Origin of the sequence: Gordonia humi, assembly GCF_014197435.1 — a bacterium.
GTDB lineage: Bacteria > Actinomycetota > Actinomycetes > Mycobacteriales > Mycobacteriaceae > Gordonia > Gordonia humi.
Map to the genome: position 1 here is coordinate 4,301,275 of NZ_JACIFP010000001.1, position 20,889 is coordinate 4,322,163.

The 20,889-nt window shown below is 67.8% G+C and carries 21 protein-coding genes; 3 read left to right on the forward strand and 18 right to left on the reverse strand.

What is annotated here, in order from left to right; all coding sequences use genetic code 11:
• Nucleotides 1-32: 32 nt before the first annotated feature.
• Nucleotides 33-896, reverse strand: coding sequence for an alpha/beta fold hydrolase (locus BKA16_RS19880; RefSeq protein ID WP_183372291.1), 864 nt, complete (start codon nucleotides 894-896; stop codon nucleotides 33-35).
• A gap of 146 nt (nucleotides 897-1,042) precedes the next feature.
• Between BKA16_RS19880 and BKA16_RS19885 the strand changes: the two genes are divergently transcribed.
• Nucleotides 1,043-1,984: a PDR/VanB family oxidoreductase gene (locus tag BKA16_RS19885; protein WP_183372292.1), complete on the forward strand. Its 942-nt coding sequence runs from the start codon at nucleotides 1,043-1,045 to the stop codon at nucleotides 1,982-1,984.
• A 30-nt stretch (nucleotides 1,985-2,014) separates the two neighbouring features.
• Here BKA16_RS19885 and BKA16_RS19890 read toward each other — a convergent pair whose 3' ends face one another.
• The 10 genes from BKA16_RS19890 to BKA16_RS19935 form a co-directional block, all read right to left on the reverse strand.
• Nucleotides 2,015-2,596, reverse strand: a complete 582-nt coding sequence (locus BKA16_RS19890; protein ID WP_183372294.1) for a TetR family transcriptional regulator — start codon at nucleotides 2,594-2,596, stop codon at nucleotides 2,015-2,017.
• Nucleotides 2,593-3,216, reverse strand: coding sequence for a TetR/AcrR family transcriptional regulator (locus BKA16_RS19895; protein ID WP_183372295.1), 624 nt, complete (start codon nucleotides 3,214-3,216; stop codon nucleotides 2,593-2,595). Before BKA16_RS19895 ends, BKA16_RS19890 begins: the two co-directional genes overlap by 4 nt.
• A gap of 56 nt (nucleotides 3,217-3,272) precedes the next feature.
• The gene (locus BKA16_RS19900) at nucleotides 3,273-4,121 is read right to left on the reverse strand and encodes an enoyl-CoA hydratase-related protein (protein ID WP_183372297.1); all 849 of its coding nucleotides are present in this window, start codon (nucleotides 4,119-4,121) and stop codon (nucleotides 3,273-3,275) included.
• Complete coding sequence (locus BKA16_RS19905; RefSeq protein WP_183372298.1) at nucleotides 4,118-5,638, reverse strand: class I adenylate-forming enzyme family protein; 1,521 nt, start codon at nucleotides 5,636-5,638, stop codon at nucleotides 4,118-4,120. The genes BKA16_RS19900 and BKA16_RS19905 overlap by 4 nt, the downstream gene beginning before the upstream one ends.
• 54 nt (nucleotides 5,639-5,692) lie before the next feature.
• A complete protein-coding gene (locus BKA16_RS19910) occupies nucleotides 5,693-6,850 on the reverse strand; it encodes an acyl-CoA dehydrogenase family protein (RefSeq protein WP_183372300.1) in 1,158 nt (385 codons plus the stop codon).
• A 15-nt stretch (nucleotides 6,851-6,865) separates the two neighbouring features.
• Entirely contained in the window at nucleotides 6,866-7,789 is a 924-nt protein-coding gene (locus tag BKA16_RS19915; RefSeq protein WP_183372302.1) for an N-acetyltransferase, read from the reverse strand.
• Between the two features lie 8 nt (nucleotides 7,790-7,797).
• On the reverse strand, nucleotides 7,798-8,985 hold the full coding sequence (locus tag BKA16_RS19920; RefSeq protein ID WP_183372305.1) for an aromatic ring-hydroxylating oxygenase subunit alpha: 1,188 nt from the start codon (nucleotides 8,983-8,985) through the stop codon (nucleotides 7,798-7,800).
• 213 nt (nucleotides 8,986-9,198) lie between these two features.
• Nucleotides 9,199-10,428, reverse strand: coding sequence for a cytochrome P450 (locus BKA16_RS19925; RefSeq protein ID WP_183372307.1), 1,230 nt, complete (start codon nucleotides 10,426-10,428; stop codon nucleotides 9,199-9,201).
• A gap of 65 nt (nucleotides 10,429-10,493) precedes the next feature.
• A complete protein-coding gene (locus BKA16_RS19930) occupies nucleotides 10,494-10,703 on the reverse strand; it encodes a ferredoxin (RefSeq protein WP_183372308.1) in 210 nt (69 codons plus the stop codon).
• Nucleotides 10,703-11,575: an SDR family NAD(P)-dependent oxidoreductase gene (locus BKA16_RS19935; RefSeq protein WP_183372310.1), complete on the reverse strand. Its 873-nt coding sequence runs from the start codon at nucleotides 11,573-11,575 to the stop codon at nucleotides 10,703-10,705. The genes BKA16_RS19930 and BKA16_RS19935 overlap by 1 nt, the downstream gene beginning before the upstream one ends.
• Nucleotides 11,576-11,868: 293 nt before the next feature.
• On the opposite strand from BKA16_RS19935, the gene BKA16_RS19940 reads away from it, so the two are divergent.
• Nucleotides 11,869-12,492 carry a TetR family transcriptional regulator gene (locus BKA16_RS19940; RefSeq protein ID WP_183372312.1) on the forward strand — a complete coding sequence of 208 codons (624 nt, stop codon included), beginning with the start codon at nucleotides 11,869-11,871 and terminating at the stop codon, nucleotides 12,490-12,492.
• 25 nt (nucleotides 12,493-12,517) lie between these two features.
• On the opposite strand, the gene BKA16_RS19945 is transcribed toward BKA16_RS19940, so the two are convergent.
• The 5 genes from BKA16_RS19945 to BKA16_RS19965 form a co-directional block, all read right to left on the reverse strand.
• A complete protein-coding gene (locus BKA16_RS19945; RefSeq protein ID WP_183372313.1) occupies nucleotides 12,518-13,996 on the reverse strand; it encodes an aldehyde dehydrogenase in 1,479 nt (492 codons plus the stop codon).
• Nucleotides 13,997-14,126: 130 nt separating this feature from the next.
• Nucleotides 14,127-15,626 carry an acetyl-CoA acetyltransferase gene (locus tag BKA16_RS19950; protein WP_183372315.1) on the reverse strand — a complete coding sequence of 500 codons (1,500 nt, stop codon included), beginning with the start codon at nucleotides 15,624-15,626 and terminating at the stop codon, nucleotides 14,127-14,129.
• 75 nt (nucleotides 15,627-15,701) lie between these two features.
• Nucleotides 15,702-16,262: a nucleosidase gene (locus BKA16_RS19955; RefSeq protein ID WP_183372316.1), complete on the reverse strand. Its 561-nt coding sequence runs from the start codon at nucleotides 16,260-16,262 to the stop codon at nucleotides 15,702-15,704.
• 1 nt (nucleotide 16,263) lies between these two features.
• Nucleotides 16,264-17,205, reverse strand: coding sequence for an SDR family oxidoreductase (locus tag BKA16_RS19960; protein ID WP_183372318.1), 942 nt, complete (start codon nucleotides 17,203-17,205; stop codon nucleotides 16,264-16,266).
• Nucleotides 17,206-17,284: 79 nt separating this feature from the next.
• Nucleotides 17,285-18,370 (reverse strand): N-acetylmuramoyl-L-alanine amidase, encoded by a 1,086-nt coding sequence (locus BKA16_RS19965; RefSeq protein WP_183372319.1) that lies wholly within the window; start codon nucleotides 18,368-18,370, stop codon nucleotides 17,285-17,287.
• A 177-nt stretch (nucleotides 18,371-18,547) separates the two neighbouring features.
• On the opposite strand from BKA16_RS19965, the gene BKA16_RS19970 reads away from it, so the two are divergent.
• On the forward strand, nucleotides 18,548-18,946 hold the full coding sequence (locus BKA16_RS19970) for a TIGR02611 family protein (RefSeq protein ID WP_183372320.1): 399 nt from the start codon (nucleotides 18,548-18,550) through the stop codon (nucleotides 18,944-18,946).
• Here the strand turns inward: BKA16_RS19970 and BKA16_RS19975 are convergent.
• On the reverse strand, nucleotides 18,863-20,008 hold the full coding sequence (locus BKA16_RS19975) for a CobW family GTP-binding protein (protein ID WP_183372322.1): 1,146 nt from the start codon (nucleotides 20,006-20,008) through the stop codon (nucleotides 18,863-18,865). The two genes, BKA16_RS19970 and BKA16_RS19975, sit on opposite strands and share 84 nt — an antisense overlap.
• 28 nt (nucleotides 20,009-20,036) lie before the next feature.
• A complete protein-coding gene (gene trhO, locus BKA16_RS19980; protein ID WP_183372323.1) occupies nucleotides 20,037-20,888 on the reverse strand; it encodes an oxygen-dependent tRNA uridine(34) hydroxylase TrhO in 852 nt (283 codons plus the stop codon).
• Nucleotide 20,889: the final 1 nt, after the last annotated feature.

Here is a 20,889-nt window from a genome sequence, read left to right on the forward strand (position 1 = left end):
AGTGTTCCTTTCCTGGGTGAAAAATCGATGGTTCAGGCCGACCGCGGCACGTCGTCGCAGAAGTCGACGATCCCCGTGCTCAACACGTCGTTGTCGTCGCCGGACACCATGTGCCCGGCTCCGGCCACGTCGACGTGTCGCGCGCCGGGGATCGAACCGAGCAGATCGCGCACGCCGTCGTCGGACACGACGTCCGACTGGGCGCCGCGGACCAGCAGGGTCGGCACTCGGACGCTCCGAGCCGCCGCCCGGGCGGCCCGCTCGCGTTCGGCGGCGGCCTCCGGCGAGTTCTCGCGCTGCGCGAGGATCCGCGGATCCCAGTGCCAGTACCACCGACCGTCGCGCTCGCGCAGATTCTTGCGCAGACCGTCGATCCGGGGCCGTCGACGACGGTTCGGGTTGTAGGCGACCACCGCGTCCAGTGCGTCGTCGAGGGAGTCGAATCCGGCGACGCCCCGCGCCATGAAGTCGTGGATCCTGGCCAACCCCTCGGGCCGTGCCTTCGGGGTGATGTCGACCAGGACGAGCGCACGAGCGAGCGTCGGATCCTCCGCCTGCGCCATCAGCGACGCCATGCCGCCGAGCGAGGCACCGACGAGAATCGGGCGTTCGGGGAGAGACGATGCGACCGCACGCACATCGCGCGCGTGGGCGGCGATGCGATAGTCGCCGTCGGGCGCCCACTGACTGTCGCCGTGGCCGCGGAGGTCGATCGCGTGGACGTTCCAACCGTGCTCGGCCAGACGCGCACCGGTGCGCTGCCAGGAGTGCCGGGTCTGTCCGCCCCCGTGCAGGAGAAGAACCGTCCCCTCGCGCGGGCCGTCGGGTCGCCACGTGCTGGCGGCCAGGGCGACGCCGTCGCCGCGGAAGGCGCGCGGATCGTGTTCGAGCGTCATTCAGACACCACCTTGAGTGGGCTCGCGCCCACGAGAGTCGCTGCGGATCAACCAGATCAGCCGTGCTGTCCGCCGACTGCCTTGATCCCATAAAACTAATAACATAAGATTAAAAGGTACTCAACCGATTTCCGGGAAGGCCCCGCATGACGACATCGAGAACCCTTCGTGTGAGCGCCAAGGAGGTGGTCGCCGATCAGGTCGCCTCGCTTGTTCTCGAAGACGCCGACGGGCGACCGCTCGAGGCGTGGACACCGGGGGCGCACATCGATGTCGAACTCGACAACGGGCTGGTCCGTCAGTACTCGCTGTGCGGCGATCCATCCGATGAACAGTGGCGCATCGCCGTGCTCCGCGAGCCGGACGGCCGGGGCGGATCGGCCTACGTGCACGACAGCCTGGACGTCGACGCGACCCTCAGCACGCACGGTCCGCGCAATCATTTCGAGTTCGTCGAGGCGCCGTCGTACCTGTTCGTGGCCGGCGGCATCGGCATCACTCCGCTGCTCCCGATGATGCGTGAAGCGACCGCCGCGGGGCGAGAGTGGCGACTGCTGTACGGCGGCCGCACGCGGACCAGCATGGCGTTCGCCGACGAGTTGACGCGGTCGCACCCCGACCGGGTGGAACTCGCACCCGCGGACGAGGTGGGACTCCTCGATCTCGAGTCCGCGCTCGCGGACACCGGTGACGGCGCCGTCGTCTACTGCTGCGGTCCGGAGCCCCTGCTGTCGGCGATCGAGGAGGTCAGCGACCGTCTCGGCGTCGCACTCCACGTGGAGCGCTTCTCGCCGAAGGAGACCACCGGCGACGAGGTCGACACCGCGTTCGAGGTCGAGCTCGCACAGTCGGGCACGACGGTGCAGGTGGCCGCCGACCAGTCGATCCTGGCCGCCGTCCTCGCCGCGGGCGTCGACGCCGACTTCTCCTGTCAGGAGGGGACCTGCGGCACCTGCGAGGTCGCCGTGCTCGACGGCGAGATCGACCACCGCGACTCGGTGCTCGACGAGGAGGAGGCGGCGGCGGGCGACGTGATGATGATCTGCGTGTCACGCTGCCGCTCGAAGCGACTGGTGATCGACCTGTGACGCCGCCGGCCGCGCGTCCGACGCTCCGGCTCAGTCCAGTCGCGGAAGCAGCGACGGCACGAGGAACGCGCGGAGCTTGGCGCGAAAGCGGTCGACCGACTCGTCGCTGCCGTCGGACTGGCTGATGAACGTCATCTCCAACTCGGCGATCCACTCGGTGAGCAACACGATGTCGACGTCCCGGCTCAGCTCGCCGAGCCGCTGCGCGTCCTGGAGCACCGGCGCCCACAGCTCACCGGTGAGCCGAACGGCTTCACCGGAGCGCCATAGGAGCTGCGTCGAGAGCTCCATCTCCTCCGGGGAGACGAGCAGGTGCATCATCGGATCTCGCCTGCCGCGAAGCACGTCGTGCACCATGCCCTCGACGACTCGGTCGGCCAGCGACGGCCAGTTCTCGATGTAGGCGCGCGCCTCGGCATGTCGGCTGCGAGCACGCCGCATCACCGACGCCATGATCAGACTGTCGCGGTCGGCGAAACAGCGGTACACCGTCGCCCGCGACACCTCGGCCGCGCGGGCGACGTCCTCCATCGTCGTCTTCGTGATGCCGAACCGCTCGAAGCACGTCTCCGCAGCGGTGAGGATCGCGTCGGACGCGTCCTCGCCGCTCACTCGACCGACTGCCCGGGCGGCAGGAATGCGGGCAGCACGAATGTGCGGAGCATCTCGCGATGCGACGGATCCTCGGGGCGATCGAAGTCGAGTCGGCCGACCAGGATGAACTGGAGCAGCGCGATCCACTCGGCCATCTTGCCGCGGTCGAGATCGCTGCGGATCTCGCCCCGCTCCATCGCCTGGTCCAGGACCGGCTCCCACATCTCGGCGGTCAGCCTCGCGGCGAGCCCGGAGCTGCCGACCAGCGGCTCGGCCATCTGCATGTGCTCGGGTGACACCAGGACGCGGACCAGCGGGTCCTGTCGGCCGTGGTCGACGAGGAAGATGAGCCCCTCGACGAGCTGGTCGGCGAACGTCGGCAGGCCGAGGAGGAACTTGCGGGCCTTGACGAAGAGCATCCGCGAGCGGCGTTCGATGAGCGCGGAGATCAGCGCGTCCCGACCGGCGAAGTAACGGTAGACGGTCGGGCGCGAGACTCCCGCCTCGCGCCCGATGTCGTCCATCGTCGTCTTGGACGCCCCGTACTTGGCGAACACCCGTTCGGCCGCCTGCATGATCTGATCGCGCGCCTCGTCGGCGTCCTCGGAGAGGACATTGCCTGTCTTACGTCGCGCCATCATCTGTTCCCATCGCCGAATCGCACGACTCTACGATACATTGGACGATTCCTGTCCTATGTTCGCGGTGTCCAGTCGAAGTCGCCGACCGTCGTGCTGACGCGATCGGGGAAGTCGGGCGTCCGCTTCTCCAGGAACGACGCCACGCCCTCGCGGACGTCGCCGGACCGACCGCGCTCGTACAGCATCTGCGACTCGACGGCGTGCGCCCGTCGCGGGTCCTCACAGGCCGACATCCGCCACATCATCGCGCGGGTGAGTGCGACCGACACCGGCGAGGTGCCCGCGGCGAACTCGTCCGCGAGCGCCAGTGCGCGATCGAGGACCGCGGCCGCCGGGACCACCTCCGAGACGAGTCCGGCGGAGAGAGCCTGGTCGGCGGTCACCGTCGATCCGGCGATCGTCCACCGCAGCGCGGTGGGCATGCCGACGATGCGAGGCAGAAACCAGGTCGAGCAGGCCTCGGGAACCAGTCCTCGACGAGTGAAGACGAACGCGAACTTCGCGGTGTCCGAGGCGATCCGCACATCGCCGGGCAGCGACATGGTGACCCCCACGCCCGCCGCCGGTCCATTGATCGCCATGATCACCGGCTTGCGGGACTCGAACACGCGCAGCGCCGCGACGCCGCCGGAGTCGGGGGGCACCCCGTCGACGCCGTCTTCGGGCAGGAACGTGTCCCCGCCGGCCTCCAGGTCGGCGCCCGCGCAGAACGCCCGCCCGGTGCCGGTGACGACCACCGCGCGCACGGTGTCGTCGGCATCGGTCGCATCGAACGCCGCGACCAGATCGTCCCGCATCCCGTAGGTGAACGCGTTGAGTCGATCGGGGCGGTTCAGCCAGACGACCGCCGTCGTATCGCGTCGCTCGACCCACAGCGTCGGCCGCTCGATCAGCGCGGTCACCTGACCTTCTCGAACCGCACGTGCACGTCCTTGTACTCGTCGCGGATCGCGCTCTTCGCGATCTTCCCGGACGGCAGTCGCGGGAGCGGGTCGGCGGTCACGACCACGTACCGGGGGACCTTGAAGTCGGCGAGGACCGTGGAGCAGTGCTCGACGATCGTCGCGGCGTCGACGTCGCCGGTCACCGTGACGATCGCGGCGGGCGTCTCGCCGAACCTCTCGTCGGTCGCCGCGATCACCGCGACCTCGACGACACCGTCGATCGCGCCGATCGCGCTCTCGAGTTCGACGGGCGAGATGTTGATGCCGCCGGAGATGATGAGGTCCTTGAGTCGGTCGACGAATTTGACGCGTCCCTGTTCGTCGGCTTCGCCGAGGTCGCCGCTGTGCAGCCAACCGCCACGAAGCGCCTCCGCGGTGGTCTCCGGATCGTTCCAGTACCCCGGCGTCACACCGGGTCCGCGGACCACGAGTTCGCCGGTCTCCCCCGGCGCCGCCTCGTTCCCGTCGGAGTCGAACACCTTGACCTCGGTGAAGATCGAACCGGTGCCGCATCGGTCCGGGAACTCCATCGCCTCGGAGCGAACGGTCGCCGTCGCCACACCGCCGGCCTCGGTCATCCCGTAGATCTGACGCAGCAGAACGCCCTTGTCGGCCCATCGTTTGAGGAGATCGCCCGGAACGGCGGCCCCGCCGACGATGGCCGTCTTCAGAGAGGACAGATCGGCGCCGGCGAACTCCGGGGCGCGCGAGAGCGCCTCGAAGATCAACGGAACGCCGAAGATCGCCTCGACCGAGTGCTTCTCCAGCAGCGAGACCGCACGCGAGGGCACGAGGTCGGGTTCGACGACGAGCGTGCCGCCGAGGACGGTCGTGATCAGCAGTCCGTAGACCAGCCCCGGTGTGAACGCCAGCGGCAGCACGAGCAGCGTCGTCGTGCCCGGCCGGAACCCCTCCTCGGTGAGCGTGTTCTCCAAGACGATCGACAGCAGGGTCCGGTTGGTGAGCACGACGCCCTTCGAGAGCCCGGTGGACCCGCTGGTGAACAGGATCGTGATCGGCTCATCGGGTTCGGCGTCGACCCGGAACCGGTCGGCGCCGCCGTCGCGCAGTGAGGTGAGCTCGGCGAAGGGCACGATGGCGAACTCGTCGCCCATTCCCGCCGTCTCCGCGGCGAGGTCCTCGAACCCGGGTGCGACGACGACGGCGGTCAGTCCGGCCTCGTCGGCGATCTTGCGCAGCTCCGCCGGCTGATACCGACTGTTGAGCGGGACGAGGACGCCGGCCGACTTGAGGACCGACAATGCGGCGACGGGCCACTCCAGCGAGTTCGGGCCGAGGAGCCCGACACGATCGCCCGGCTTCACACCCGTGGTCTCCACGAGGTGCCGGGCGGCGCGCCCGGTCCAGTCCCGCAGGGTGCCGTAGTCGATCTCGGCGCCGTCGAAGACCAGGGCGACGTCCTGAGGTTTTGTGCGGCCCCACCAGTCGAGGGCTGCTCCGATGGTTGCGGTCATGGCGTGGTTTCCTTCATTTCTTCGATTCGGGAGGGCGGTCGCGGATGCGGCCGGTCAAGAGGCGCGGCTCAGTTCGTGACGGCCGATGATGAGCCGCATGATCTCGTTGGTGCCGCCGTAGATGCGCTGGATGCGAGCATCGGTGAAGGCCCGGGCGACGGGGTACTCGAGCATGTAGCCGTAGCCGCCGTGCAACTGGACGCAGGCGTCGAGCACCGCCCACTGGTTCTCGGTGGCGATCAGCTTCGTCTTGGCCGCGTCCTCCGGTGTGAGCGTGCCCGCGTTGTACCGTTCGACGGCCCGGTCGAGGTATGCCCGGCAGGCCTCGGTTCTGCTCACATGGTCGGCGAGGGTGAACGAGGTGTTCTGAAAGTCGCCGATCGCCTTGCCGAAGGCCCGACGCTCGCGGACGTAGTCCACGGTCCAGCGAAGAGCGGCCTCCGCGGAGAACTGGCCGGCGAGGGCGATGCCGAGTCGTTCGAGCGGCAGGCTGTCCATGAGGTGACCGAAGGCGCCGCCGACCTCGCCGAGGACGTTCGCGTCGGGAACCACCACGTCGTCGAAGAACAGCTCCGCGGTGTCCTGCGCCTGCAGGCCGACTTTCCGCAGCTTCCGGCCGCGACGGAATCCCGCCATGCCCTCCTCGACGACGAACAGCGTGAATCCCTTCGATCCCGCGTCGGCGTCGGTGCGGGCCACGACGATCACCAGATCCGCGAGGATCCCACTGGTGATGAACGTCTTCGATCCGGACAGGCGCCAACCGCCGTCGACCCGGGCGGCCGTGGTGGTGATGCCCTGCAGATCGCTGCCCGTGCCGGGTTCGGTCATCGCGATCGCCCCGATGGTCTCACCGGTGGTGAACCCGGGCAGCCACCGCTGCGACTGCTCCTCGTCGGCGAGCCGCAGCAGATAGTTCAGGACGATGTCGTCGTTGGTCGAGAACCCCGACTGCAGCGAACTGGCGCCGACCCGGGCCAGCTCGTTGATGAGCGCGACCCGGAACCGGTAGTCGGTGACCCCACTGCCGCCGTACTGCTCGGGGACCGCCAGTCCGAGCAGCCCCTGCCGCCCCGCCGCCGTCCACACGGAGCGGTCGATCTCGCGGTTCTCCTCCCAGGAGTCCAGGTGCGGGACCACATCCCTGGCGACGAACCGACGCACCGAGTCGGCATAGGCGAGATGGTCGGCCTCGAAGAGGTCACTGTCCATGAACGTTTTTCTCCTTCAACGGATCTCGTAAAGAACGTCGGTACGGTCGTGCTGCAGCCCCACGCGTCTGCTGACTGCGACGAGCGCGTCGTCGTCGGAGGAGACGTACGCGATCAGCCCGTCCAGTCCGCTCTGCGCCGCCCGAGCCCCCGCACCGACGAGCAGATCGGTCAGCACCGCGCGGCACTCGGCGTCGGTGAGCGACGGCGAGTACGCGAGCAGCGCCGCGCTCGCACATCGGCCGAACTCCTCCACGTACACCGGGCGCAGGTCGATCTCGACGAGCCCCGACAGACCGGCCTCGCCGCGGACACCGACCACGCTGCGGTCCTCGGCATCGAGTGCGGGACGGTCGTGCCCGACCCGCGACGCCAGCAGTTCCTCGATCGCCGCCGCATCGTCCGAGCCGAGGTCGACGACCCGGTCGGCGTCGCCCGCGGCCACCTCGACGCTCGGCCGGACCAGCTTCCACACCCGCCGTGTGCGGGGCAGCAGATTCCGGTCGCCGATGCGGCCCGACGCGGGATGGTTGCCGCGCGCCCACGATCGGATGCCGGCGAATCCACTCCCGAGCCATCCGTCGGGGCCGCTCGCGTCCACCCCCTCGCGTTCGAGGAGCAGTGTCACGATGCCGATCGACCGCAGGTCCGGGTCGATCACGATCGTCCCGTCCGCCCGTCCGTCGCCGCGATCGACGAGCCGGACGACGCCCGCCACGCGTTCGGGTTCGTCTGGACCGTCGAGCGTCCTGGGACGGGCCTCCAGCCAGATCACCAGATGGCGGACGCCGCTGCCGGGCGCCAGATCACGTTCGACGTCCGCCGGGTCGATCGAGTTGTACTCGGGTTCGGCGTCGTAGGCCGCCGCTCGGAGCAGGACCTCGCGGAGCTGGGCCGCGTCCGCGGCGTCGAGGTCGGTGCGCCACTCGTACCGGATCATGATCCGCCCTACCGACCGCCGGAGACGGCGCGACCGGCCTCGACCAGTCTGCGTGTCTCCCTGCGGAACACCTGGTTCGCGATCTCATTGCGTCCGAGCATCATGTCGCCCGCGTCGGCGCTCCCCATGCCGCGCTGCGATCCGCGCAGGAGCGGGAAGTCCTCGTTGTGGAGCACCGCGAGGAGGATGTCCCAGTTCTTGGTCCACAGCCGCTCCCACCGCTCGGCCTCCATTCCGCTGTTCTCGACGGTCGGCACGATGAGTCGCTGCTCCATGCGCGACTGCGTCGGATCGGTCGGATGAGGACGGAAGGTCAAGAGTTGGAAGTGGTCGGGCTGGCGCAGAAGTGTGGAGTTCGGCAACAGGAAGTGCGTCTCGGTGACGTACTTGTCCAGAGGCTGCTCGCCGGGGTCCTCCTCGAGGAAGCGGTCGATCGTCTTACGCGGCGCGATGAAGCGGCAGTGCCGACCGAAGTCCTCGAAGGCCATGACGTTGGTGTGGATGATCTTGCCCGCGGTGTTCGGGTGCGCGTACTGGATGTGGTAGCCGTCCAGGAACGCGTCCTGCATGATCTTCCAGTTGGTCGGCTCGTCGAATCCGCCCGCCTTGAAGCACACCGAGTCCTCGAGTCGGTACTCCGACAGGATCGCGTCCATCTCCGGGCCGAGCCAGTCGGCGACGTCGATCGTGGCGTTCGCGTTGTCGACGACCCAGATGAAACCGTGCCGCTCCTCGACGGGGATCTCGATGAGTCCGTGCTCGGCGCGGTCGACGTCGCCGAAGGTGGTGTCGCGCGTGATGGTGCGCAGACTCCCGTCCGGATCGTACGACCAGCGGTGATACGGGCACGAGAAGATGCGGCAGCGCCCCTTCTCGCGGTCTTCGAGCAGCGCCCCGCGATGCCGGCAGAGATTCACGAACGCCTTGACGCTCCGATCCTTCTGGCGGATGACGATGATGTTGTTGCGGGGCATCTGCACCGTCATGAAGTCGTTGGGCTTGGCCAGTTCCGAGCCGTGGGCGACGATCGACGGCACCGTGCCGAAGATGTAGTCGCGCTCGTCCTGGGCGAGGACCGGGTCGGTGAACTCGCCCGGAGCGAAGTCGATGACCTCGTCGAACTTGTCTGTCGTCTCGTTGCGCAGGAGTTCCAGGGCGCGCCGGATCCGATCCTGGCGAGGAAGCGATGTCGTCATGAGAATTTCCCGTCGTGATCAAGGTGTCGAACGGTGTCTGGCAGTCGCCCGAACGCGGCTCCCCCGCCGACACCAATAAATCTATCGCATTTAGATTTAGTCGGCAATGTGTTCGCCGGAATCGAGGCGATCGGGGGCATCGCCGCACGCCCGGCCCGGAACGCGAAAAGCCGCGGTCGGACGCCCCTCCCGGCGCCCGACCGCGGGATCGAGTCAGCTCTCGGGCGTGAACTCGATCGGCATGCGCAGGCACCCTCGCACCTGCGACGCTTGGAACACGGGGGGATCCGACTCGACGAAACGGTAGTCGGGGATCCTCGCGTGGATCACCTCCATCGCCACCGCCAGTTCGATGCGCGCCAGATGCGATCCGAGACACCGGTGCGGACCGCCGCCGAACGAGAGGTGCCGGTTCGGACTCCGGTTCACATCGACGTCGGCCGGGGTCTCGAACTCTCTCGGATCCCGGTTGGCCGAAGCGAGGATCAGGATGATCTTGTCGCCCGCGGCGATCTGCACGCCACCGAGTTCGACGTCTCGGATCGCCCGACGGCCCGGGACCACCGCGGCCTCGATCCGAAGGATCTCCTCCACCGCGCTCGGGATCAGGTCCGGATCGTCGATGATCTGCTGACGCTGCTCGGGATTGGCGATGAAGTGCTTGATCATCCAGGCCAGCGAACCCTGCACGGTGTGCAGACCCGCGATGAGCAGCAGGAAGAACATGCGGTCGAGTTCCTCGTCGGTGAGCAGACGCAGACCGTCCTCCATCGCGACCTCGGTGTGAATGAGCGTGGAGGTGATGTCGTCGCCGGGGTTCGCCCGACGCTCGTCCACCATCTTCTGGAAGTAGGCGAACATCTGCATCGCGGCCTCGGCGCGCGCCTGCATCGACTCCTCTTCGGAGGCTCCGGGCTTGCCTAGCAGCGCCACGTCGGTCTGCGTCGTGAACAGCGGCGCGTCCTCGACCGGCCAGTCCATCAGCGTCAAGAAGATCCGCGCCGGCAGTTCGTGTGCGAACTCGGACACGTACTCCGCGGAGCCCCGCGAGGAGAATTCGCTGAGCAGATCGTTGACGACCAGGCGGATGTCGTCGGTCAGCTTCTTCATACGCGCCGGGCCGAACAGCGGCTGAAGAGCTTTGCGGTAGCCGGTGTGCTCGGGGGGATCGAGCTCGATCGGAATGAACTTGCCGAACGCATCGCTGGTGATGAGGTTGTTCGGGAAGCTCGAGTAGGTCTCGGCGTCGCGAAGCACCTCGTGGACCTCCTCGTAGCCGGTGACGATCCAGTGGCCGCCGTAGAGCGGCGACCAGACCACCGGTCCGATGGCGGCCAACTCGGCCGCGCGTTCCTGGAACCGGTCGACGGGCGCCGCCAGGCCGGCGTCGTAGACGTCGAAGTCGACTGTGACGTCTTCTCGTGCGCGTAGGGCTGCGGTCATGACACTTCCTTCGAGTTTCGTGGGATGGAGCGACACGGCGGGCGCGCCGGGTCGGGAAGCTTGGTTCAGGAGGCCGGGACGAGCGTCAACGCACGCTCCGGGCAGGCGAGGACCGCCGCCTCGGCCGCATCGGCCTCGGCACCGGTCAGCATTCGATCCGGGAGGATCGGATCTCCCTGTTCGTCGCAATCGATGAGGTCCGGCGCCGTGCCGTAGCACATTCCGTGCCCGGCGCACGCGACACGATCGACGACGAGTCGGTGTCCGTCCGACATCACTGCTCGTTCGGGTTGGGCTGGTTCAGGTCCTCGGCGAACCACATGCCCACGCGCGACAGGGTGCCGCCGTCGCCCGAGCTCCAGACGGCGCCCGAGACGTACTCGGCGTCGTCGGAGACCATGAACAGCGCCATCTTCGCGTGATCGAGGAGCGACGGCGGACGGTTCCGCTTCAACGGGATCGGCGAGACGAACGGCTCCCACGGTCCGGCCACCTCCTCGTACGACTGGCCGACGACCGGCGAGCCCGCGGGCATCAGGAAGTTCGGCGACATTCCGTGGGTCGGCGCGATCGCGTTCACGCGGATGCCGTACGGACCGAGATCCAGGCTCAGACCCCGGACGAGTCCGTTCACACCGGCCTTCGTCGCGCTGTAGAAGGAGATGTCGTGGTACGCCACCATCGACGCCGCCGACGACGTCGCGAGGATGACGCCGCCGCCCGCCGCCTTCATCACCGGCACCGCGGCCTGGGCCGTGTAGATCACACCCGACAGGTTCACGCCCAACACCTGGTGCCAGTCCTCGACGGTCAAGTCCTCGAACAGCACCTGCTCGCCGCCGGCCACCGTCGGGACGCCGCCGCGCGAGACGACGCCGGCGTTCGCCCAGGCGATGTCGAGCTTGCCGAACTTCTTCACCGTCTCGTCGACGGCGGCGGTGATCTGGTCGCGCTGGGCGACGTCCGCCGTGATCGCGATCGCCTCGCCACCGGCCTTCTCGACCTGCTCCACCGTCCCGGCGGCACGTTCGGGGTCGATGTCGACGACCGCGACCTTCGCACCTTCGGCCGAGAACAGCTTCGAGGACTCCCGTCCAAGACCCGATCCTGCGCCGGTGATCAGCGCGACTTTGCCTTCGAGTTTCATTCGTCTTCTCCCTTGGAGTTCGAGATACCGACGCCGAGTCCAGAGCCGGAATCCGGCGTGCGATGCATGAGCGAGGTGGTCTCACGAGTCCGTGATTGTGATGGCTGCCACTCTCCGGGCCAACCGTAATACACTGTTACATAAGACGTCAAGTGATATTTGTCAGCAGCTCGGGAGATCGGTCGGCACACCCGACCGGACCTCGCCGAACAGCCGAAACCTATGCTTGGCAGGTAAACGTTCACGACGGCTGGCCATCATCGACAGCCGCGGCGGCAGGCGGAAGGACCGATATGGCGCGCCCCTCCAAACCCCTCATCAGCCGCGAGGCCGCGGTGCTCGCGTCGATCGAGATCATCGACACCGAGGGACTCGAGGCGTTCAGCCTGCCGAAGCTCGCGAAGCACCTGGGGGTCCGCGCGCCGTCGCTGTACCACCATTTCGCCGACAAGAACGAGATCTTCACGGAGATCGCGCGGTACATCGCGGGCACGACGGTCGCGACGCCGCGGCGCCGTCCGGGGCCGGACTGGCCGGAGTTCTTCGTGGCGCTCTGCCTCAACTTCCGGCAGTCGATCCTGCGCCACCGCAATGCCGCACCGGTGCTCCTGCAGCACATGCCGCGTGATCTGTTCGTCCCGACGTACGAGGACACCGCACGATTCATGCTCGAGTCCGGAGTGCCGATCGAGCTTCACGTCCGCATCCTGGACGGGATGGAGACGCTGGCCATCGGCGCGGTGCTCATGGAGGCGATGCGCGCGCCGAGCACCAAGTCGACGATCTTCCCGAACGTCGACGCGGCGTCGCAGCCGATCCTCGCCGAAGCACTCGCCAGCAATGAGCTGACACAGAAGAAGCTCTTCGAGGAGACCGTCCGCAGTTTCCTGCACGGTGTGATCCGCGACCACATGTGACCGCGGATCACACCGTGGGCGACGGTCAGCCCAGGTGGATGGTCTTGGTCTCGAAGAACTCCTCGAGACCCTCCGCGCCGCCTTCGCGACCGAGACCGGACTGCTTGTAGCCGCCGAACGGGATGGTGAAGTCGGTGACCGAGCAGTTGATGTTCACGGTGCCGGTCCGGATGCGCTTGGCGACCTCGTACGCGTGCTCGGCGTCGGCGGAGAAGACCGCTCCTGACAGTCCGTACTGCGAGTCGTTGGCGATCGCCACCGCGTCGTCCTCATCGGTGTAGGTGATGATCGAGATGACCGGTCCGAACACCTCCTCCTGGGCGATGCGCATATCGGCCCGGACGTTGTCCACGATCGTCGGCTCGACGAAGAACCCGTGGTCGAAGCCGCCGCGGCCGCCGCCGTGGACGATGGTCGCCCCCTCGGACTTCGCGATCTCGATGTAGTTCTCCACCCGGTCGCGCTGACGCGCCGACGCGAGCGGACCGAGGAAGTTCGTCTCCTCCCACGGGTTGCCGAGCGGCAGCATCCCCAACGCCGCCTGGTACGCGGCGACGACCTCGTCGTGCCGCTTCTCCGAGACCAGCACGCGAGTCAACGCGATGCACGCCTGACCGGACTGCATGCAGCCGCCCATCGGGAGGAACTGCATCACCGAGTTCAGATCGGCGTCGTCCAGGACGATGGCCGCCGATTTGCCGCCCAGTTCCAGCGACACCTTCGCGACGCGGTCCGCGGCCAACGCCATGATGCGACGACCGGCCGCCGTCGAACCCGTGAAGGTGATGTGATCGACCTCCGGGTTGGTCACCAGGGTCTCGGACACCTCGCGGTCGGCCGCGAGCACGCTCACGACGCCCTCCGGGATGCGCCCCTCGGCGACGAGTTCCCCGACGACGTCCGCGAACACCGACGGCGACAGCGGCGCCTCCGGCGATGTCTTCAGGATCACCGAACAGCCGGCGGCGAGCGCCGGGGCCACCTTGAACGCGATCGTTCCGACCGGTCCGTTCCACGGGATGATGACGCCGACCACGCCGTTCGGCTCCTTGACGACCAGCGAGCGGCCGCCGTCGGCGCGGGTGCGCTCGTCGACCATCGTCGCATTGCGCGCCTCGTTCGCGACCGCGTGGAACAGACCCGGGAACATCTGCTGGGTCATCCCGCTGACCGGGGCCGTGACACCGACCTCGGCGATGCCGATCGGCGTCAGCTCGGCCAGCCGCTTCCCCAGACGATCGCCGATCTCGTCGATCACGTCGGCGCGCTCGGCGATCGGCGTGTTCACCCAGACACCGGCGTCGAACGACGCGCGGGCCTCGTCGACCGCGCACGCGATGTCGTCGGCGGTCGCCGCACGCACCCGCGCGACCACACCCTCCGACCACGAGTCGACGACGTCGATCCATTCGTCGCCGGTCGAATCGACCCACTTGCCGCCGATGAACACCTGGGGACGATCGTCGAAGGTGATGGGCGCGGGGCTGGGAGCCGTAGTTGTCATCGTCAGGATCTCCTCGAATTCGTTGACTGCGCACGGCCCGAACTCTCCTGTGAACCGTGTCACAGGAGAGTTTAGGTTATCTATCGTCATTAGGTCAACAAATGACAAAAATCGTCGGATGTATCAATGTTCAGTCGTCCGGATGATCCGAGAGGGCCACCAGCACACCCCCTTCGCCGATCTGCACACCCGCTCCGACCAGGTCTTCCGCGATGAGCGTCGCGAGCAGGTCCGGCCGATCGGTACCGACCAACGCACGCCCACCGGCCGCGGTGCGCACGGCGACGAAGGCGCGTTCGGGCTCGCCCGCCCGACTGTGCGGCACCGTGTACGACTCGATCCGGGCGGCGCCCACGAACTCGGTGTCCGCGACGACGGTCGGGCACGCATCGACCTCCGGCTGGACGTCGAGATGCACGAACGAGCGGGTCGGCGGCTCGGTGCTGTAGAGCCCCATCGCATGCTTGGTGAGGTAGCCGCCGTTCGCGGTGACCAGCCCCCGCTCCCCCGGAGACCGCCGGAGCCGCGTCGCCATGGTCGCGATGGCGTGCGTGCTGTAGTCGTTCCACGGCCCGCCGGCGAAGGTGAGCCCACCGGTCACCGTCAACGGACGGGTCGGATCGTCGATCGGCAGGCCCAGTTCACGCGCCGCGATCTGCACCGCGGACGGAAAGCACGAGTAGACGTCGACGTGCTCGACGTCGCCGATCCCGACACCCGCGGCCTCCAGGGTGCGAGCACCCGCGATACGGATCGCCGCACTGCCGTCCAGTCGCTCGCGCGCGGTGATGTCGTAGGTGTCGTGAGCGTCGGCGCCCGCGTGGATGAACACCCAGTTGTCGCGCGGAATGCCCAGCCGCGTCGCCAGACCCACCGAACAGACGATGACCGCGGCGGCCTGCTCGACCATGTTGTTCGAGTTCATCAGCTTGGTGTACGGCCAGCTGATCCACCGGTTGTCCGGGCTCGGCGTCGAGATCTGCTCGGCGGTGTGCGCGCTCCGGGTCCACGCGTACGGGTTGTCGACCGCGACGTCGGCGAAACTCGACCACAGCCGACCGACCTCATCGAGGTGTTCGGCGACGCCGCGACCGATGGAGGACCGATACGCCTGCTCGAACAGCGGGTAGACGTACGCCGGGCGATCGAGCCCGATGCGCTTGTGCGCGTCGAAGACCATCGGCACGTCGGGCACGGCCTTCTCGGCGAGCGGCACGTCGTCGCCCTGCACCGTCCAGTCCGGCCGTTCGCCCGCGGCGCGCAGCTTCATGCGGGTCCGCCAGGCCTCCGCACCGCCGACCAGCACCGCCTCCGCCCTGCCCGCCAGGACGTCCGCCGCCGCCGTCGACACGAGGGTCTGCGGGCAGTTGCCGCCGTCGCCCGTGTACGCGGTGTGCACCACCGGGGCGCCGAGTCGCTCGCCGACGAGCAGTCCCGCGTCACGGTAGCGCCACGACAGCATCCGTACCAGCCGGATCGAGTCGATCCGCCGCAGGATCGCGTCCGTGCCCGCCTCCGCCGCGGCCGCCCGAGCCGCCTCCGCGATGAGATCGACGGGCTCGACCCCTCCGTCGCGATTGTTGATCTGCCCTCCACCGACGAGAATCGGCGTACGCGGGTCCATGGTCATCGAGGCTCCCAGTGTCGACATTGTTCCAGACACTGGCACTATAACTAATGACAATAGATATACGGGCGGCTCGGCTCAGGTTGCGGGCAGTATCCGATCCTCCTCGGCCGCCAACCACTCGGCGAGTTCGCGGGCCGCGGCGTCGACCACCCGCGGCCAGTCCATGGCCGAGTCGTCGGCCTGATCGCTGACGACCTTCACCAGGGTCAGGGGCAGCGAGTACGCCGCGCAGACCTGCGCGATCGCCGCGGCCTCCATGTCGACGAGATCGGCCCGCCGCGCCAGGGCGGCCCGGTGGACCGGATCGGTGACGAAGGTGTCGCCGGTGGCCAGCACCGTCCCGTCGCCGCCGGGCAGATCCCACCGATCGATCGCCTCGTAACCGATCGCGGCCAACGCGGCCGCCGAGATGTCGTGCTCGATCACGACGGACGGCACGAACAGCCCGGCGTGACGGTCGTGGAGGGCGCCCGCGGTTCCGATATTCACCACGCGCGTGTAGCCGCCGCGTTCGAGCGCGCGGGTCACCGCCATCGCGGCCTTGACCTTGCCGATGCCGGTGACGACCAGGTCGGCGTCCGGCCGTACGTGTGCGGCCTCGGCTCGCGTCGCCGAGACGATGAGCGTCCGTTCCACGTCAGTCGACCCGGTCGGCGCCCGCCGGCGAACCGAGCCCGCTGATTCGCGCCAGGTGATCGAACCGGTTGTTGGCGATCCTCATGACCACCTCGTACGGGAACGCGAACTTGCGAGCCCACCAGTAGCCGAACCGCACGTCGAAGGACGTGTAGACGATGAACTTGTTCTTCGCGATGCCGTCGAGGATCGCGTCGGCGGCCTTCTCCGGCGTCACCGCGATCTTGTGGAAGCCGTCGATCTGTTCCACCACGCGCGGATCCTCTCGGTTCAGCCCGACGATGTCGACGGTGCCCACGAGCGGAGTGTCGACGCCGCCCGGGCAGACCAGAGACACGCCTATCCCGTGTCGACGGAGGTCGAACCGGAGCACTTCGGAGACACCGCGGATGCCGAACTTGCTCGCGCTGTATGCCGCATGCCACGGGAAGGCCAGGAGTCCGGCCGCCGACGACACGTTGACCACCTGACCGCCGCGACCGGCCCGCACCATCTGCGGCACGAAGCACTCGATCACATGGATCGGCCCCATGAGATTGACGTCGACCATCGATCGCCAGTGGCGGTGTTCGAGGTTCTCCACGGTGCCCCACGCGGAGATCCCCGCGACGTTCATGACCACGTCCAGCACGCCGACCTCGGCGTCGACCGCCCGCGCGAAGGAGGCCACCCAGTCGTAGTCGGAGACGTCGCCCGCCGCGTGGTAGACCACCGAGCCGCCGCTCGCGGCGATCTCGGCGACCGCGTCGTCGAGCGGCTCGACATGCAGGTCGGTCAGCACCAGCCGGGCGCCCTTGCGGGCCGCGGCCGACGCGGTGGCACGGCCGATGCCGCTCGCGGCTCCGGTGATCAACACCGTCTTCCCGCGCAGCGACGGCACCGGCGGCGGAACCCAGAACAGATCGCGGACGGCCTTGGCGAACTTCAACGGAGAGACACCCATGACATCAGACTATGCCGCATCACGGGGGTCTCGGACCCCCGTGTTCGGTGAGACAGGTCGCCGAGCACGCGGATACGACCTATACGGGGAGCTTGCCGCCGAACACCGCGTAGACCACGGACAGGATGGCCTTGAGTACGTCCGCCGACACGTCCTGTCCCTCGGTCATCAGGATCTTCTGCGCGTCCTGCAGGCTCTTGGCGGCGACCAGCTTGTCGATCAACGGACCGACCGATGCCAGACCGGCGAAGTCGATGCCGTCGGGATCGGAGTTCGACTCCGGAGCGGGCTGATCCTGGGGGTTCACGCCGTCAGCGGAGTCGTCGCCCGGCTTCGGCACCGGCGCGGTCGGGTTCGCCGGACCCGACTTGCCCTCGACGTAGCTGGTTATGCCGTCCGTGATCGCCATCGCGTACTTGGTCGCGCCCTGCGGCGACCCGAGGGACTTCGACTCGGCCGGGTTCGAGAGGTTGCCCATCTCGATGAAGACGGCGGGCACACGCGTCAAGTTGACCGCCGAGATGTCCGAACGGGTCTGGATGCCGTTGACGACGCCCGCGTAGTTCGCCGGGCTGAACCCGGCCTTGGTGAAGGCGTCGCGCATGGCGTTCGACGCCTTGCGTCCGCCGTCGGACTGCGCCGCATCGGCCGCCCGATCCGGCAGCGGAAGCGTCGGCACGATCATGTGGAACCCGCTCTTACCCGCGTCCGCGCCGGCACTCGTGGAGTCGGCGTGCAGGCTCACCGCGACGTCGGCGCCCGATCGGCTGGCGGCCTCGGCTCGTTCGTCGACGCATCCACCCCACCCGGTGTCGTCCTTGCGGCTCATCACCACACGCGCGCCCTTGCTCTCGAGCGCGGCCTTGACCAGCTGAGACACCTCCCAGTTGATGGTGTGCTCGGCTTTACCGTCGACCGACGTCGCACCGGTGGTCTGGCAGTCCTTCGTCCCGCCGCGTCCATCGGCCACCTGCTTGCCGAGGTCGTGCCCGGCCGCCGAGCCCTGGTGCCCGGGGTCGAGGAAGACCGTCTTACCCGACAGTCCCCCGGCACTCAACGGCGCGGCCTCGGACGACGGCGCCTGCACCAGGCCCACGCCGAGCACAGTGGTCGCCACGATCGATGCCGCGGCTACGGCGCCACGGCGTACACGGACAGCGTTCATCGGCACTGACCCCCTTCTTACGACACATCAGTCACACTGATCACTTCTTTAACAGTGAATCAGTAGTCGAGGGTTGCTGTCGAACGGGAACCCCGCTCGACCGGGAATCGTTAACCTGCTGTGACCACACGGCCGGTAGTCTCCGGTCGTCCCCATCCCTCGGCTCGAAGGCTCCGCATGCTCGCACGGCTCGGCACCCGGTACCGCCACCTACGACACAACCACCGCTACGGCTTCGTCCTGCGTTATGTGACGATCATCGCGGGCGTTCTCGTCACCGCCGTCGGGATCATCGCGATCCCACTGCCGGGACCCGGATGGGCCATCGTGTTCCTCGGCCTGCTGATCCTGTCGCAGGAACTGGAATGGGCTGCGCGACTGCGCCGCTGGGTGATGGCCACCCTCAACAGCTTCTACCAGAGATTCGTCGACGGCAGCCCGCTGATGCAGGCCGTGCTGGGCGTTGCGAGCACCGTCGTCGTAGTCGCGATCCTATGGCTCGTCAACGCCTTCGGCATCGTCGGCGGATGGATCGGAGTCCACTCCGCCTGGCTGCAGTCCCCACTGTTCGGCTGATCCCGGGTCGTCGATCGATCGAGTCGACGGCTCGGCGATGTATCGAGTGACATGCAGGATCCCGTGCGCGTCGGCGGGATCGGGCGCTCCGACGACTCCCGCGAGCGCCGCATCGGCCTCGTCGACGTCGAGTCCGGCGCCGATCACCACGAGTGAGGTCGACGGCACCCGCCCGGACCACGGCGCCGTCGACACACGCACGATCCCGCCGACCGCCTGGATCACATGGGCGCGGTCGCGATGCCCCGGCAGATCGATCAGCACCTCGCCCTTGATCCGGTACGCGCCGGTCGGCGGACGTTCGAGGAATCTGGCCAGCCGCCGCGGATCCACCGAGTCGGCCGTCTGCAACGCCGTGGACGTGAACGCCGCGTGCAGATGATCGTCGTGATCGTGATCGTGATCGGCCGCGAGCAGTTCGTCGAAGCTGAGCTGGCGCGCACCACCGTCGTCGACCGGTCGATGCGCCGCCTCGTCGAAGAGCAGGCCCGGATCGACGGCGGCATCGGTGACGATCAGCGACGACGCGGTGGGATTCGCCTCGACGACGATCGCTCGCACCCGATCGAGAGTCGCGTCGTCGACGAGGTCGGCCTTGTTGCACACCACCAGGTCGGCGATCGCGATGTGCCCGGCGATCGCGGGGAACTCGTCGAGAGTCGTCGTCAGCGCGGGCGCGTCGATCACGTACACCAGGCCTCCGTACGACGCGGTCGGTCCGCACGCGGCGAGCACCAGTCGGATCAGGGCACTCGGCTCGGCGATGCCACTGGCCTCGATCAGGATCGCGTCCAGACCCGCCCGTGGAGCGGACAGCGATGCGACGGCCTCGCCGAGGCCGTCCGCGTCGGTCGTGCAGCACATGCATCCGTTCTCCAGGGTGAGCGTGCCTCCCGCCGCACCCGACACCAGGAGGGCATCCACGTTGATCGATCCGAAGTCGTTCACCAGCACACCGATTCGGCGGCCGTCGGCGTGGGAGAGCACGTGGTTGAGAAGCGTCGTCTTTCCGGCGCCGAGGAAACCGGCCAGAATCACCACCGGTACGGGCCGTCGCGTCATCGAAGTCACCGTCGATTCCCCTGTTCCCTCACGCGCCGACGGCGACGCAGTCCTCGCAGACGACGGCGAGGTCGCGGCCCTGACGATCCGGATGGTTGATCACTCGCGACGTCGGGACACCGCACTCGACGCACGTCCCGATCACAGCGGGCGCGCCGAAATCGACCGACATCCGCTTATCGAACACATAGAGTGAGCCCTCCCACAGCCCGCGGTCCGCATACTTCTCGCCATATCGGACTATCCCGCCATCGAGTTGATACACGTCGGTGAATCCGCGATGTCGCATCAGTGCGGTCAGGACTTCGCAACGAACACCACCGGTGCAATAGGTGACAATCGGTTTGTCTTTGAGGTGATCGAGTTCTCCGCCGGCGAGCAGCGGAATGAAATCCCGGGTGGTTTCGATATCGGGAACGATCGCATCGCGAAACCGACCGATCTGCGCCTCGATCGCATTCCGACCGTCGAGGAATACGACGTCCTCACCGCGACGGCGAATCAACTCGTGAAGTTCGTCCGGGGTCAGCCGGGTGCCGCCGTCGACGATCCCGTCCTCGTCGACCACGACCTCGTCGGGCGCCCCGAAGGTGACGATCTCCGGTCGGACTTTGACGGTCAGACGCGGAAAGTCGTCGCCGACGCCGTCGGACCATTTGATGTCCGCCTGCGCGAAGGCCCGGTACCCGCGAGTGGCTTTCACATAGCGCTTCACCTCGCGGATGTCACCGCCTACTGTTGCATTGATGCCGTGAGGTGACACGATGATCCTGCCGCGCAATCCGAGTGCCTCGCACACGCTGTGCTGCCACAAGCGGATCGCCTCGGGATCCGCCAACGGTGTGAACACGTAGAAGAGAACGATTTTGGGGGTCGTCACA